The sequence below is a fragment of the Streptomyces sp. CNH189 genome (assembly GCF_000527195.1).
Genome location: NZ_AZUS01000028.1, coordinates 42,637 through 56,634 on the forward strand (window position 1 = coordinate 42,637; position 13,998 = coordinate 56,634).

Sequence of the window (13,998 nt, forward strand, 5' to 3'; positions counted from 1 at the left end):
AAGGATAGCCCTGGCCGGCCCGGCCGCCGAGAGCGCTCTCGGATCACCCGGGCCGCCCGTCAGTGCTCGTGCGCCGGCTCCTTCGTCCCGGTGGCGGTGTGGGCGTGTTCGTGGGGGTCGTAGCCGGGGATGGTGCCGTCCGGTTTCTTCACCAGGAACAGGCCGACCATGCCCATGTCGGAGTGGCTCTGGACGTGGCAGTGGTACATCCAGGCGCCCGCTCCCACCCCCTCCCCCGCGATCACCTGGAAGCCGAAGGAGTCGGCGGGGCCGCAGATCTTGGTGTCGACGACCCGGGTGGGGTCGTCGGGGCCGGTGAGCATGCCGGTGCGGTTGTCGGCCCAGCGGTGCCCGTGCATGTGGAAGGTGTGGTAGTACTCGCCGTGCGTGATCATGACGATCTCGACCCGGTCGCCCACGGTGGCCTCGAAGTCCGGGCCCGTGTGCGCCGGTTTGTTGTTGATCGTCATGTCGTTGAAGACGATGGTGTGCGTGGCGTCGGGGAGGATGTCGCCCTTGCGGCGCACGATCACGGGGCCGTACAGGCCGCCCCGGATGCCGCCGGTGCCGTGCACGGTGCCGACGACGTGGTCGTGGTAGTGCCAGTACCCCGCGCTGCCCGCCCGCCAGGTGCCGTCCGCGCGCCGCCCGGGGGCGTGGGTGCGCCAGGTGTAGGTGCGGCTTGCGCCGGGCTCGACGGCGCTCTTGTTCTGCTGGGTGCCGTCGCTGGAGATCTCGTAGTCGACGCCGTGGACGTGCAGGCTGACCGGCACGTCCATGGTGTTCTCGAACTCGATGTGCAGCGTGTCGCCCTCGTTGAGCTCGATCAGCGGGCCGGGGATCGTCGCCTTGCCCTTCTCGAAGCCGTAGCCCATCTGTCCGCCGGCCAGGCGCTCGGCGTACATCTTGATCCGGCGTACCTCGCCCCCGGCGGGCGCGGTTCTCGCCGTCGCGGTCGCGCTCACGGCCTCGGGCGCCACCGACAACGATGTCGCCACGGCCGCGCCGCCCAGAAGTACCCGTCGGTTGAAACCGCGTCTGTCCATGCCGAACTCCCCATGTGGCTGTCATGAACCTGTGAAACCGTAGCGGTGACCCGAGGGTTTATCCACACTCAGGACAAAGTTCGTTTCTTTGCTGCGATAGGTATTGGCGTCCGACGCAAAGAGGTCTAGCTTCCTTGACGCTGCTGCCGCGACCGAGGAGGGGTGGGTGACCACGTGCGGTCCACATCGCATCACGAACCCAAGGGATCAGGGGGGTTGGACACGTCCAGCACCTCGAACGCGCGAAGGACGAGAACCGGGCGACGCGCCTGGGCGGCCACCGTGGCCGCCGGTGTCGTCGCCGCCGGCCTGCTGTCGGGTCCCGCCGCCAGCGCGCGCCCGGCCCCGGATCCGTCTCTGACAACGATGTCCATCACGTCGCCCCCGGGCGGCGCGAACGTACGGGTGCTGCTGTTCCACGGCTCGGCGGCCGGCGGTGAGGAGTCACCGCTGGTGAACGCCGGGATCGCGGCGATCGAGCGGATCGGGCAGACGGGGCCGGAAGACCAGCGCTTCACGGTCACCGCCACCGGCGACGCCTCGGTCTTCACCAACGACAAGAAACTGAGCCGGTTCAACACGATCGTGTTCCTCACCGGCGGCGGTGACGTCCTCGACCCGGAGCAGGAGGCGGGCCTGGAAGCGTACATGGAGGCCGGCGGCGGTTTCGTCGGCCTGCACGACGCGGCCCGCGCGGAGCCCTACTCGGACTGGTTCACCGGTCTGATCGGCGCCCGCCCGGCCGCGGGAGCGGCCACGGTGCAGCGCGCGACCGTCGAGGTCGGCGACCGGGTGCACCCGGCGGCCAAGAGCCTGCCGCCGGAGTGGAAGCGGCCCGACAAGTGGCTGAACTGGGCCAAGAACCCGTCCGGTGACGTCCACACGGTCGCCCGGGTGCGCGAGTCGACGTACCGGCCGGGCGCCGGTGCCAACGGCTGGGACCATCCGATCAGCTGGTGCCGTGACTACGACGGCGGCCGGTCCTTCTACACCGGCATGGGCGGCACGGTGTCGTCGTACGACGAGACCGACTTCCGCGAGCACCTGCGCGGCGCCCTGCTGTGGACCACCCGCCTGGTGCGGGCCGACTGCAAGGCGACCATCACCGGCAACTACAAGGCGGAGCGGCTCACGCAGCCCAACCAGCCGGGGCAGAACGACCAGATCGGCGAGCCGCACGGGCTGGTCACCGCGCCCGACGGCCGGGTGTTCTACATCGGCCGGGGCGGCGCCGACGCCTCGCAGCCCGTGGTGACCGACTGGAACGACCCGGATGTCGGCAAGGGCACGGGCGAGATCCACGTCTACGACCCGGAGACCAAGAAGGTCACCCTCGCCGGCGCGCTCACCGTCTTCGGCAACAAGGGCGGCGGCGACGAACTGGTCAAGGTCGAGGAGGGCCTGCTCGGCATCGAACTGGACCCGCAGTTCGCGCAGAACGGATGGGTGTACCTGCACTACACCCCGCACTCGGGGATCGACCGGGACAAGCGCATGGCCGAGCGGCGGGTCTCCCGCTTCACCCTCGACCACGCCACCGACAAGCTGGACCTGAGCAGCGAGAAGGTGCTGCTGAAGTGGCCGGTGCAGATCCACAGCTGCTGCCACGCGGGCGGCGGGATGGCCTGGGACTCCAAGGGCAACCTGTACATCGCCACCGGTGACAACAACTCCAGCGGCTTCAGCGACGGTTACTCCGGCAACAACCCCCAGCCCAACTACAAGGGCGTGTCCTTCGCCGACGCGCGCCGCACCGCGGGCAACACCAACAACCTCAACGGCAAGATCCTGCGCATCCACCCGGAGCCGGACGGCACGTACACCCTCCCCGAGGGCAACCTGTTCACCGGCAAGGAGACCGACGAGGGCGGCGGCAAGACCCGCGGCGAGATCTACGTGATGGGCGTACGCAACCCGGCGCGGATCTCGGTCGACCAGGAGACCGACGTCCTCTACGCGGGCTGGGTCGGCCCGGACGCCGGCGCCCCGTCGACGACCTGGGGACCGGCGAAGTACGACACGTTCGCCGTCATCACCAAGGCGTCCAACCGCGGCTGGCCGTACTGCATGGGCAACAAGCAGCCCTACCGGGACCGCAATCTGCCCGACCCGTCCAAGCCGCTGGGCTGGTACGACTGCGACCACCCGAAGAACGAGTCGCCGAACAACGACGGTCTGGTCAACCTGCCGCCGGTCACCGGCAACAACATCTGGTACTCGCCGCAGGGCGGCGGACCGGACTTCCCGCGCGACGAGAACGGCGTCCCGTCCTACAAGCAGGACGAGGCGACGTACCGGCTGCCCTGGCTCAAGGGCGGCGGCCAGGCCGCGATGAACGGCCCGGTCTACCGCTACGACGACGCGAACAGCAGCGACGTCAAGTGGCCCGCGTACTGGGACGGCAAGTGGTTCGTCGGCGACTTCTACGACGCCGACCAGCCGCGCAACGCGGTGCTGATGGATCCGAGGACCCAAGGAGACGGCGGACTGCCGGTCCACTCGGAGTCCCTGAAGAAGATCGTGCCCGTCGGCAACGACGGCATCAAGAACCTGATGGGCTGGACGTTCGGGCCCGACGGCGCGCTGTACGTGCTGGACTACGGGCGCGGCTTCTTCACCTCCGACGCCAAGTCCGCGCTGTGGCGGGTCACCTACACGGGCGGCGGGCCGACCCCGGCCGCCGGTCAGCTGGCGAGGGGGACGCAGTGATACGACGACCAAGAGTGTGGGCCGTGCTGCTGGCCTGCCTGATGACGGTGCTCGGCCTGCAGGCGCTCCCCGCTGCGGGACAGCCGAAGGCCGACGCCGGCCGCGCGGCGGCGCAGGTCCTGACCTGGACCGCGGGCGACAGCATCACCGAGTACACGTCCGCGCCGGCCACCGCGGTGGCCGGTCCGGCGACGATCGTCTTCGAGAACAGCGCGGCCACCGGCAACACCACCGGCATGCCGCACACCCTGACGTTCGTCACCTCCGACCCGGAGTACAACAGCGACGTCCAGCTGAACATCCTGGCCAACCCGGCCGACGCGCAGGGCGGGCGGCACACCGCGGAGGTGACGCTCACCCCGGGCCGCTACTTCTACCACTGCACCATCCCCGGCCACGGGGAGATGAAGGGCGTCCTGACGGTCACCGAGGGCGGCGGCGAGGACACCACCGCCCCCGAGGCCACGGCCGACGTGACCGGCACGCTGAACGACCGGGGCGAGTACGTCGGCTCCGCGAGCGTCACCCTCGCGGCCACGGACGAGGGTTCGGGCGTCGACCGGATCGAGTACGCGCTCGGTGACGACGACGCCTGGCAGCCGTACACCGCCCCGGTGGTGGTCGACCAGGTCGGTACGCACACCGTCCGCTACCGTGCCCTGGACAAGGCCGGCAACGTGTCGGAGGAGAAGAGCGTCGAGTTCACCGTGGTCGCGCCGCCCACCGACGACACCACGGCGCCGGAGACCTCGGCGACCGTGGACGGTGAGAAGAACGCCGACGGTCACTACATCGACATGGCGACGGTCACCGTCACCGCGTCCGACACCGGCTCCGGCGTCAACACCATCGAGTACGCCATCGGCGCGGACGGCGCCTGGCAGACCTACAACGGTCCGGTGATGGTGCACGAGGCGGGCACGCACGCCGTGCGCTACCGGGCCACCGACAAGGCGGGCAACGCGGCTGCGGAGAAGAGCGTGGAATTCACGGTCGTCGCCGCTCCCCCGCAGGACACCACCCCGCCCGCCACCGGCGTCACCGTACAGGGCACGAAGAACTCCGACGGCGCCTACGTCGGCCGCGCCACCGTCACGGTCAGCGCCGACGACGGGCACGACGGGTCCGGTGTGGCACGCGTCGAGTACTCCCTCGACGCCGGGCCGTACCTGGCCTACACCGAGCCCGTGGTCGTGGACCGGGCGGGCCGGCACACGGTGGCCTACCGGGCCACCGACGAGGCCGGAAACACCTCCGAGCCGCTCACGGTGAGCTTCACGGTGGTGTCCGGCGGGGTACCCGCGCCCCCCTGCCCCGAGTACGACGAGCGGTTGACGGTGATCGTCGGGACGGTCGACTCGGGCGTGCCGAACCGCGTCACCGACAACCGGTGCCGGATCGGCGAACTGATCGAGGACGAGAAGGAGTGGACCTCGCAGGCGCTGTTCCTGAAGCACGTCACCACCGTGCTGGACGCGCTGCGCAAGGAAGGCGTCATCGACAAGCGGGAGTACCGGGCGGTCAACAAGGCGGCCAGGCAGTCCGGCATCGGCACGCCCGGCCAGACCGAGGGCTACCGCACGATCCTCGACGGCACCCCGGAGTCGTTCGCCAAGTGGGAGCAGGTGGGCGGCGGTTCGTTCGCGCTGAACCCGGACGGATCGATCACCTCGGGCACGGCGCGGGACGGGCTCGGCATGCTGTGGTTCCCCGAGCGCACGTACGGCGACTTCTCGCTGAAGCTCCAGTGGCGTGACGACGCGCCGGGCACCGCCAACGCCAACGGCGGGGTGTTCGTGCGGTTCCCGCAGATCCACGACCACCCGGAGGAGTCCCGGCCGGAGTGGGCCGCGATCAAGTTCGGACACGAGATCCAGGTGTTCGACTCACCCACCGGCGACATGTACAAGACGGGCTCGGTCTACGGCTTCGACCGGGTGGGCCTGGCCGGTGCCGGTGTGACGCAGAAGGGCACCTGGAACGACTACGAGATCCGCGTGGTGGACCAGCACTACTCGGTCTACCGCAACGGCGTGCTGATCAACGAGTTCGACAACATCGGCGGCCAGGACTTCACCCCGCCGCGCTCGGACGACCCGGGCACGGACGGGCGGCGGTTCGCCTCCGGTTACCTCGGGCTGCAGGTGCACAGCACGACGGACGTCATCTCCTACCGCGACGTCCGGATCAAGGAGTTGTAGCCCGCGCGAAGTCGGCGGGGAGCCGGGTCAGGAGGTCGTGGGTTTCGGCTTCCTGGCCCGGCTCGGCTGCACCCGGCTGGGCTCTCCGGGCATCTTCGGGTACTCCGGCGGGTAGGGCAGGTCGCCGAGGCCGTGGTCCTGCTCGTCGCGCCGGGCGAGTTCCAGCAGGGGTTCCAGGGAGAAGGCGTGGTCGTCCATGTCCGCGTGCACGTCGCCGAGTTCGGCGAAGCGCGCGGGCATGGTCGTGATGTCGAAGTCCTGCGGGTGGGCGACACCCACCTCGTCCCAGCGCAGCGGTGCGGAGACGGGGGCGTGCGGGCGGGGCCGCACCGAGTAGGCGGAGGCGATGGTGCGGTCGCGGGCGGTCTGGTTGTAGTCGACGAAGATGCGCTCCCCGCGCTCCTCCTTCCACCACTTGATGGTGACCTGCTCGGGCATCCGGCGTTCCATCTCCCGGCCCACGGCGATGGCGGCGCGGCGGACCTGGGTGAAGGTCCAGCGGGGTTCGATCGGCACGAAGACGTGCAGGCCCCGGCCGCCGGAGGTCTTGGGCCAGCCGCGCAGTCCGTACTCGCCGAGGACGGCGCGCAGTTCGTGGGCCGCGCGGGCGGCGTCGTCGTAGTCGGTGCCTGGCTGCGGGTCGAGGTCGATGCGCAGTTCGTCGGGGTGGTCGACGTCCGTGCGGCGCACCGGCCAGGGATGGAAGACGAGCGTGCCGTACTGGGCCGCCCACACCACGGCGGCCTCCTCGGTGGGGCACATCTCGTCGGCGCTGCGGCCGCTGGGGAAGGTGATGTGCGCCGTGGGGATCCAGTCCGGCATGCTCTTGGGCGCGCGCTTCTGGTAGAACCACTCGCCCGTGATGCCGTCGGGGTAGCGCTGCAGGGTCGTGGGCCGGTCGCGCAGGGCGCGCAGGATGCCGGGGGCGACGGCCTGGTAGTAGCGGGCGACGTCCAGCTTGGTGTAGCCACGCTCCGGGAAGAAGACCTTGTCCGGGCTGGACAGCCGTACGGTCCGGCCGCCGACCTCCAGTTCCACCGCATCACCCATGCGGCCACGGTAGGCGCGGGGACCGGCCCCCGCACACCAGACGCACCCACCCCGGCGCCCCAGGGGTGCGACCGCCCGCCGGCTGCGGCGTCCCGAAGGGGCGCGGGGAACTGCGCGACCAGGCCCGGACGGGCTGCACCCGGCACACGACGGTGCGAGGCACCGCGTCAGCCGCAGGCACGGCGCTGAAACCGAGGCCCGCCGAGAGGGTGCCGCCTGCGCCCACCCGTGCCGCCCCAGCGGCACGACTGCCCGCAGGCTGCGTCAGGCTTCTTCGAGACGCGGACCACCGCGTCCGTCCTTAGAGTCGAGCCATGGACCTTCCGGTGATGCCGCCCGTCAGGCCGATGCTCGCCAAGTCGGTGGCGAGGATCCCGCCGGACATGCAGTACGAGGCGAAGTGGGACGGCTTCCGGGCGATCGTGTTCCGTGACGGCGACGAGGTGGAGCTGGGCAGCCGGACCGGCAAGCCGCTCACCCGGTACTTCCCCGAGCTGGTCGAGGCGCTGCGGGAGCGGCTGCCCGGGCGGTGCGTGGTCGACGGGGAGATCGTCATCGCCCGGGACGGGCACCTGGACTTCGACGCGCTGACCGAGCGCATCCATCCGGCGGACTCCCGGGTGCGGACGCTCGCCGAGCGGACCCCGGCCTCCTTCGTCGCGTTCGACCTGCTGGCGCTGGCCGCCGAGTCGCTGCTGGACGTGCCACTGACCGACCGCCGTCAGCTGCTCGTACGGGCGCTGCGCGACGTCACCCCGCCGGTGCACGTGGCGCCGGCGACCACCGACATCGAGGTGGCCCGGGGCTGGTTCGAGCAGTACGAGGGCGCCGGTCTGGACGGTGTGATCGCCAAGCCGCTGACCCTGCGCTACCACCAGGACGAGCGTGCCATGTTCAAGATCAAGCACGAGCGCACGGCGGACGTGGTGGTCGCCGGGTACCGGCTGCACAAGAGCGGGCCGGTGGTCGGGTCGCTGCTGCTCGGCCTGTACGACCGGGGCGGCGCCCTCCAGCACGTGGGGGTGTCAGCCGCGTTCACCATGAAGCGGCGCGCGGAGCTGATCGAGGAGCTGGAGCCGCTGCGGATGGACGACGTGTCGGACCACCCGTGGGCGGCCTGGGCGGACGAGGCGGCGCACGCCTCGGCGCGGCTGCCCGGGGCGCCCAGCCGCTGGTCGGGGAAGAAGGACCTGTCGTGGGTGCCGCTCAGACCGGAGCGGGTGGCCGAGGTCGCCTACGACCACATGGAGAACGGGCAGCGCTTCCGGCACACCGCCCGTTTCCACCGGTGGCGCCCCGACCGCACCCCCGAGAGCTGCACGTACGCGCAGCTGGAGGAGCCCGTGCGCTACGACCTCGCGGAGATCCTCGGCGGACCGTGATCCCGGGCCAACCGTGATTTCCGGCCGCCAACCGTGATCTCCGGCGGCCCGTGATCCCCGGCGGCCCGGGTCAGGGCTTGATCAGCACCTTGACCGAGCCGTCCCGCTTGTTCTGGAACATGTCGTACGCCTGCGGTGCCTCGTCGAGCGGCACGCGGTGGGTGGCGAAGTCGTCGACGCCGAGCGGATCCTCGTCGGTGAGGAACGGGATGATCTCGTCGCTCCAGCGGCGCACGTTCGCCTGCCCCATGCGCAGCTGGATCTGCTTGTCGAACATGGTCAGCATGGGCATCGGGTCGGCCATGCCGCCGTAGACGCCGCTGATCGAGATGGTGCCGCCGCGGCGCACCAGGTCGATGGCGGTGTAGAGGGCGGCAAGCCGGTCGACGCTGAAGCGTTCGGCCATCGGTCCGCTGATCTTGCGGGGCAGCAGCGCGGAGGCGTTCTGCACCATGCGGGCCGCCGCGCTGCCGTGTGCCTCGGTGCCGACGGCGTCGATCACCGCGTCGGGGCCGCGGCCGTCGGTCTGGTCGCGGATCGCCGCGACGAGTTCCTTCTCGTCGTCGAAGGAGCGCAGGTCGAAGGTCTCCACGCCGCGTTCCTTGGCCCGGCGCAGCCGTTCGGGGACGAGGTCCACGCCGAACACCCGCCCGGCGCCCTTGGCCTGGGCGACCCGGCAGGCCATGTCGCCGATCGGGCCGAGGCCGAGCACGGCGACGCTGCCGCCCTTGGGGACGTCCGCGTAGGCGACGGCCTGCCAGGCGGTCGGCAGGACGTCGGAGAGGTAGACGAAGCGGTCGTCCGCCGGGCCCTCGGGCACCTTGATCGGGCCGTACTGGGCCTGCGGCACCCGCAGGTACTCGGCCTGCGCGCCGGGGACCGCTCCGTACAGCCGGGTGTAGCCGAACAGGGCGGCGCCCATGCCCTCGGAGCTGACCTGGGTGGTCTCGCACTGGGTGGGCAGCCCGGTCAGGCACATCCAGCAGTTGCCGCAGGCGATCTGGAAGGGCACCACGACCCGGTCGCCGGCCTGGAGGTCGGGTACGGCCGCGCCGACCTCCTCCACGATGCCCATCGGCTCGTGCCCGAGGATGTCGCCCGGGGTCATGAACGGGGTGAGCACCTCGTACAGGTGCAGGTCGGATCCGCACAGTCCGGTGGAGGTGACACGGATGATCGCGTCCGTCGGCTCCTCGATCTTGGGATCCGGCACGTTCTCGATCCGTACGTCCCGCTTCCCCTGCCAGGTCAAAGCCTTCATCGCCGCCTGCTCCCTCCGTGCCGACCGGTGTGTGGCGCCCGTACGCGCCCGTGTGTCGCTCGTGCGGTCGGCTCCGGGTACCCGAGTGGCCGGACGCCGAACCGCCGATCGCTGGGCCGATCGGCGGAACCCACCGCGCGGGACGCCGTCCGACCGGACAGGGGCGGAGACGATCGGAAAAGCGCACAATCGAAACAGCGGATGATACGAGGATGGCCGGTGGCGACGGTGGGCACAGAACGAGGGACGCGCCGGGGGCGCGGCGGCAGGAGGGCCGGAGTGCTCGTCGCCGCCCTGCTGGCGGCAGGTCTGGCGGCGGGCTGCACGTCGGGCGGGTCCGGTGACGACGGTCGCGGCTCACCCGAGGAGTCGCCGACCGCGACCGGCCCGGACGGCCGGCCGCTGCCTCCCGCCCTCGCCGTGAAGGTCGACAACGCGCCCGAGGCCCGGCCCCAGACGGGTCTCGACGAGGCCGACGTGGTGTACGTCGAGCAGGTGGAGGGCGGGCTGAGCCGGCTGATGGCCGTGTACGCCACACAACTCCCCGAGTCGGTCGGCCCGGTGCGCAGCGCCCGCGAGTCCGACCTGGAGCTGCTGCGCCAGTTCGACCAGCCGCTGCTCGCCTTCTCCGGGGCCCAGAGCAAGCTGCTGCCGCTGATCGACCGGGCGCCGCTCACGCCTGTGGAGCCCGGGTCGGAGGACGACGCCTTCACCCGGGACTCCGCACGGGCGGCACCGCACAACCTGTACGTCCGCCCGCACCGGCTGCTGGACGACGCGCCCGGCGAGGCCGCGCTGACCACCGGCTTCCGGCACGGCCCGGCGCCCGCGGGCGGCACGCCGGAGGACGAGGTCACCGTGCGCTTCCCGGCGGCTCGCTTCACCTTCACCTGGGCGGATGCCGACCGGGCCTGGAAGGTGTCGATGGACGGCACCCCCGCGACCGACAGGGACGGCGACCGGCTGACGGCGTCCACGGTGGTCGTGCAGGACGTGACCGTGCGCCGCTCGGGCTTCCGGGACTTCCTCGGCAACAACACCCCGTACACCGAGACGGTCGGTTCGGGGAAGGCCACCGTGCTGCGGGACGGGCGTACCTACCCGGCCGTCTGGAACCGGGCGACCGCCGAGGACGGCACGTCGTTCACCACCGGGGACGGCGAGCCGCTGAACTTCGCGTCCGGTCCGGTGTGGGTGGTGCTGGCGTCGGGACGCTGAGCGCGCGCCTCATCGGGTGGCGGGCGCCCGCACCCGGTCGCGCGGCGTCCCGGCGGTATCGGCCACCCGGGGATCAGACCGATGAACGGCTCCCGCTCGGCGGGGTCGAGCGGGGCGAGGACGCGCCGGTGGCGTACGGCCACCACGACGCAAGGTTCCGCACGTACGGGCGGCCCGCCGCAAGGGGCCGTCGGCCGAGGAGATCGGCGCGGTACTGCCGCAGACGGCCGTCCGCTGCGGCATCCCGGCGCCGACGCGGGCCTTCACCATGGCGGGCGGGTGCCCGGAGGAGGATGGCTGGACCGCTACCTGAGGCCTGCGTACGTGGCCAGTTCGGTGCGGGCCTGTTCCACCAGGCCGTCCGCGCCGCATGAGCCGGCCAGTGCCAGGCCCCGCTCCAGGTCGGGCACGGAGCGGGCGAGGGTGCCGTACTCGATGCGGGCCGCGGCGTGTTCGTACTGGCAGGGCGAGGACTCCAGGTAGGTGACCGCCTGGGCGGCGAGACGCACCGCGCGCTGGCCGGTCTCCAGGGCGGCGGCGACCCGCAGGGCCTCCCCTATCGCGGTGTCGGTGCCGAGGCGTTCGGCGCGGCGGCGCACGTCGACGGCGAGCCGGGCCGCCCGGGCGGGGTCCTCGGTGGCGAGCGCGCGGGCGAGGTCGGCGGCGCCGAAGACGTGCACCGGGTTCTGGTGGCCACGCGCGGCGGCGGCCTTCTCCGCCGCCTCCAGTTCGTTGATGCCGTCCTTGGTACGGCCGACGGCCAGCAGCAGCCGGCCGCGCACCGAGCGCGGGTCGGGCAGTACGACGGTGGACGGGTAGGGCGGCGCGAAGCCGTGCCGTTCCGCCACGGCCCATGCCTCGTCGACGTGGCCGCGGGCGAGCAGGGTGTCGACCAGGTTGCAGGTGGCCGTCCAGTACAACGGCAGTCCACGGCCGACGCGTTCGGCGTGGCGCAGCGACTCGCGCAGGGAGGTCTCCGCGGCCTCCAGCCGGCCCCGCCTGCGGTGCGCGAGACCCACGTAGGCGTGGGCGAGGACCAGGTGGCCGCCGCTCCAGCCCGCCGTGTCGTAGGCCTGCAGGGCCTCGCTGTAGAAGCTTTCGGCGCGGTCGAGGCGGTCGGTGTAGGCGTAGCTGCTGGCCAGCATCAGCAGCAGTTCGACGCCCCACTCGGCGTCGGTCCAGCCCAGGCCCGGTGCGAGCCGGCCGTTGACCAGGGCGCGGTCGCAGATCTCGACGATCTCCTCGGCGTTCTCCCCGCGCATCATGCCGTCGAAGCCGCGCAAAATCAGCAGCGCGCGCTCGGAGTTGTCGCGGCCTGTGCAGGTGGCGGCGAGGTCGGCCAGGCGTTCGGAGCGGCCTGGTGTGATGGTCTCGCCCGCGTGCACGCCTTCCCACATGAACTGCACGGCCTGGAGCCGCATCCGGGCGGGTCCGGCGGGCAGCCGGGCGGCCTCCGCCTCGACGGTGCGGACGGCCTCCTCCATCTGGTCGTTGTGCAGCAGGGCCTGGGAGAGGCGGATCACGGCGTCCAGCCGGCGGCCGCCGTCCAGGCCGGGCATGCCGAGGGCGGTGCGCAGATGGCCGATGGTGCGGGCGGGCGCGGTCAGGAACGTGGCGCTGCCCAGTTCGTACAGGACGTGCGCGTGGACCTCGGGCCGGGGCGGTTCCTCCAGGGCGCGTTCCAGGCAGCGGCGGGCGGCGTCCGGGGCGCCGACGGCGAGGTGTTCGCGGGCGGCCTCACGCAGCTGCCAGACGAGCTCCTCGTCGTCGTCCGGGTGCACTTCGAGGAGATGGCGGGCGGCCGCGGCGGCGCCGCGCCCGGAGTCGGTGACGATCCGGGCGGCGATGCCGTGCATGGCCCGGCGCAGGGCGTCGGGGATGGAGTTGTAGACGGCGGTGGCGATCAGCGGGTGCACGAACTCCAGCTCGGCCTGCCCGGTGCGGCCGGCGGCGGCCGGGTCGGGGACGGTGAGGATGCGGGCGCTGCGCAGGCGTTCGGCGCAGCGGGCGGCGTCGTCGGGGCCGAGGGTGGCGAGCCGGGCCACCAGGTCGACGGTGATGCCGTCGCCGAGGATCGCGGCGGCCCAGGCGAACCGGGTGGCGTCTATGCCGAGTTCCTCCAGGCGGGCGACGAGGCCGCCGCCGCGGGCGGAGCGGTTGAGCTCGCGCAGTTCGCCCGCGTGGGCCTCGACCGGCTCCAGCTCGCTGTCCTNGACCTTGGCGAGGAGTTCGACGGTCTCGTAGGGGTTGCCGCCGGTCACGGCCCACACCTCGCGGCAGAACGCGGCGTCGGCGTTCTCCCCCAGGGTGGCGCGGGTGAGTCCGGCCGCCGCCTCGGGGGTGAGGGCGCTGAGGTTGGTGACCGGGCGGTCGGCCGCGGCGGCGACCGCGTCCAGGTGACGGGCGCTGACGCCGGAGATCTCACCGGGCCTGCGGGCCACCACCACGAGCACGGACAGGTCGGCGAGGCGCTCGGCGAAGGCGGCGAGCCAGTACAGGGTCTCCTGGTCGGCCCAGTGGGCGTCGTCGACGAGGAGGACCAGCGGCCAGTCCCGGCGCGCGAGCCGGCGCACGGCGGCGACCAGACCCTCGCACACGCCCTGCGGGTCGGCGTGCCCGTCGCCCGGGTCCGTGATCCCGAGGGCGGGGCCGGCTATGCCGTACCAGTCGCCGAGGTACTCGCGGGCCTCCTCGGGCAGCAGCGACACCAGTGCGGGCTGCAGGAGTTGGCGCACCACGTTGAACGGCACCGTGCGCAGGGTCTCGCCGCCGCGGGCGGACCAGACGGTGCAGCCGCGCCGTTCGGCGATGCGCCGGGTCTCGGCGAGCAGGGCGGTCTTGCCGAGTCCCGCCTCGCCGCGCAGCACCATCAGCGTGCCCGGCGAGGAGCGGTCGGCGCACAGGACGTCGACGGCCTCCGCGATGGCGGCCAGTTCCTCGTCCCGCTCCCACAGGGCGGCCGAGGGCGCCGCCGGGGGCCGTACCTCCGTCATCCCGCTACCTCCCCGAGTCGCCCGAATGACGTACCGGACCCGAGCGTAGTCCTCCGTCCGGCCGAGCGGAGCCGGCTCGGCGCACGTGTTGCCGTGACGAGTGACACCGGGTACGGGGAGTCGACGCGGGCAGCCTCT

General features: G+C 72.1%; 9 protein-coding genes. 5 read left to right on the top strand and 4 right to left on the bottom strand.

What is annotated here, in order from left to right; all coding sequences use genetic code 11:
* Window positions 1–59: 59 nt before the first annotated feature.
* The gene (locus B100_RS0130325) at window positions 60–1,046 is read right to left on the bottom strand and encodes a multicopper oxidase domain-containing protein (RefSeq protein WP_024888137.1); all 987 of its coding nucleotides are present in this window, start codon (window positions 1,044–1,046) and stop codon (window positions 60–62) included.
* A gap of 282 nt (window positions 1,047–1,328) precedes the next feature.
* On the opposite strand from B100_RS0130325, the gene B100_RS0130330 reads away from it, so the two are divergent.
* Both B100_RS0130330 and B100_RS0130335 read left to right on the top strand, forming a co-directional pair.
* Window positions 1,329–3,755, top strand: a complete 2,427-nt coding sequence (locus tag B100_RS0130330) for a ThuA domain-containing protein (RefSeq protein WP_024888138.1) — start codon at window positions 1,329–1,331, stop codon at window positions 3,753–3,755.
* A 14-nt stretch (window positions 3,756–3,769) separates the two neighbouring features.
* Window positions 3,770–5,956 carry an OmpL47-type beta-barrel domain-containing protein gene (locus B100_RS0130335; protein WP_024888139.1) on the top strand — a complete coding sequence of 729 codons (2,187 nt, stop codon included), beginning with the start codon at window positions 3,770–3,772 and terminating at the stop codon, window positions 5,954–5,956.
* 27 nt (window positions 5,957–5,983) lie between these two features.
* On the opposite strand, the gene ligD is transcribed toward B100_RS0130335, so the two are convergent.
* Complete coding sequence (gene ligD, locus B100_RS0130340; protein WP_024888140.1) at window positions 5,984–7,006, bottom strand: non-homologous end-joining DNA ligase; 1,023 nt, start codon at window positions 7,004–7,006, stop codon at window positions 5,984–5,986.
* A 314-nt stretch (window positions 7,007–7,320) separates the two neighbouring features.
* On the opposite strand from ligD, the gene B100_RS0130345 reads away from it, so the two are divergent.
* Window positions 7,321–8,388, top strand: coding sequence for an ATP-dependent DNA ligase (locus B100_RS0130345; RefSeq protein ID WP_024888141.1), 1,068 nt, complete (start codon window positions 7,321–7,323; stop codon window positions 8,386–8,388).
* A 70-nt stretch (window positions 8,389–8,458) separates the two neighbouring features.
* Here the strand turns inward: B100_RS0130345 and B100_RS0130350 are convergent, their stop codons facing one another.
* Window positions 8,459–9,649, bottom strand: coding sequence for a zinc-dependent alcohol dehydrogenase (locus B100_RS0130350; RefSeq protein WP_024888142.1), 1,191 nt, complete (start codon window positions 9,647–9,649; stop codon window positions 8,459–8,461).
* Window positions 9,650–9,850: 201 nt separating this feature from the next.
* Between B100_RS0130350 and B100_RS0130355 the strand changes: the two genes are divergently transcribed.
* Both B100_RS0130355 and B100_RS37810 read left to right on the top strand, forming a co-directional pair.
* Window positions 9,851–10,867, top strand: coding sequence for a DUF3048 domain-containing protein (locus tag B100_RS0130355; RefSeq protein WP_037723809.1), 1,017 nt, complete (start codon window positions 9,851–9,853; stop codon window positions 10,865–10,867).
* Window positions 10,868–11,069: 202 nt separating this feature from the next.
* Window positions 11,070–11,180: a hypothetical protein gene (locus B100_RS37810; protein ID WP_486585738.1), complete on the top strand. Its 111-nt coding sequence runs from the start codon at window positions 11,070–11,072 to the stop codon at window positions 11,178–11,180.
* Here the strand turns inward: B100_RS37810 and B100_RS0130360 are convergent.
* Entirely contained in the window at window positions 11,173–13,860 is a 2,688-nt protein-coding gene (locus B100_RS0130360) for an AAA family ATPase (RefSeq protein WP_024888144.1), read from the bottom strand. The genes B100_RS37810 and B100_RS0130360 overlap by 8 nt on opposite strands.
* Between the last annotated feature and the right edge of the window lie 138 nt (window positions 13,861–13,998).

Excerpts from the sequence above, each read along its gene's own strand:
- B100_RS0130355 (WP_037723809.1), top strand. The coding sequence starts at position 9,851 with ATGATACGAGGATGGCCGGTGGCGACGGTGGGCACAGAACGAGGGACG.
- B100_RS0130345 (WP_024888141.1), top strand. The coding sequence starts at position 7,321 with ATGGACCTTCCGGTGATGCCGCCCGTCAGGCCGATGCTCGCCAAGTCG.
- B100_RS0130325 (WP_024888137.1), bottom strand. The coding sequence starts at position 1,046 with ATGGACAGACGCGGTTTCAACCGACGGGTACTTCTGGGCGGCGCGGCC.
- B100_RS0130350 (WP_024888142.1), bottom strand. The coding sequence starts at position 9,649 with ATGAAGGCTTTGACCTGGCAGGGGAAGCGGGACGTACGGATCGAGAAC.
- ligD (WP_024888140.1), bottom strand. The coding sequence starts at position 7,006 with ATGGGTGATGCGGTGGAACTGGAGGTCGGCGGCCGGACCGTACGGCTG.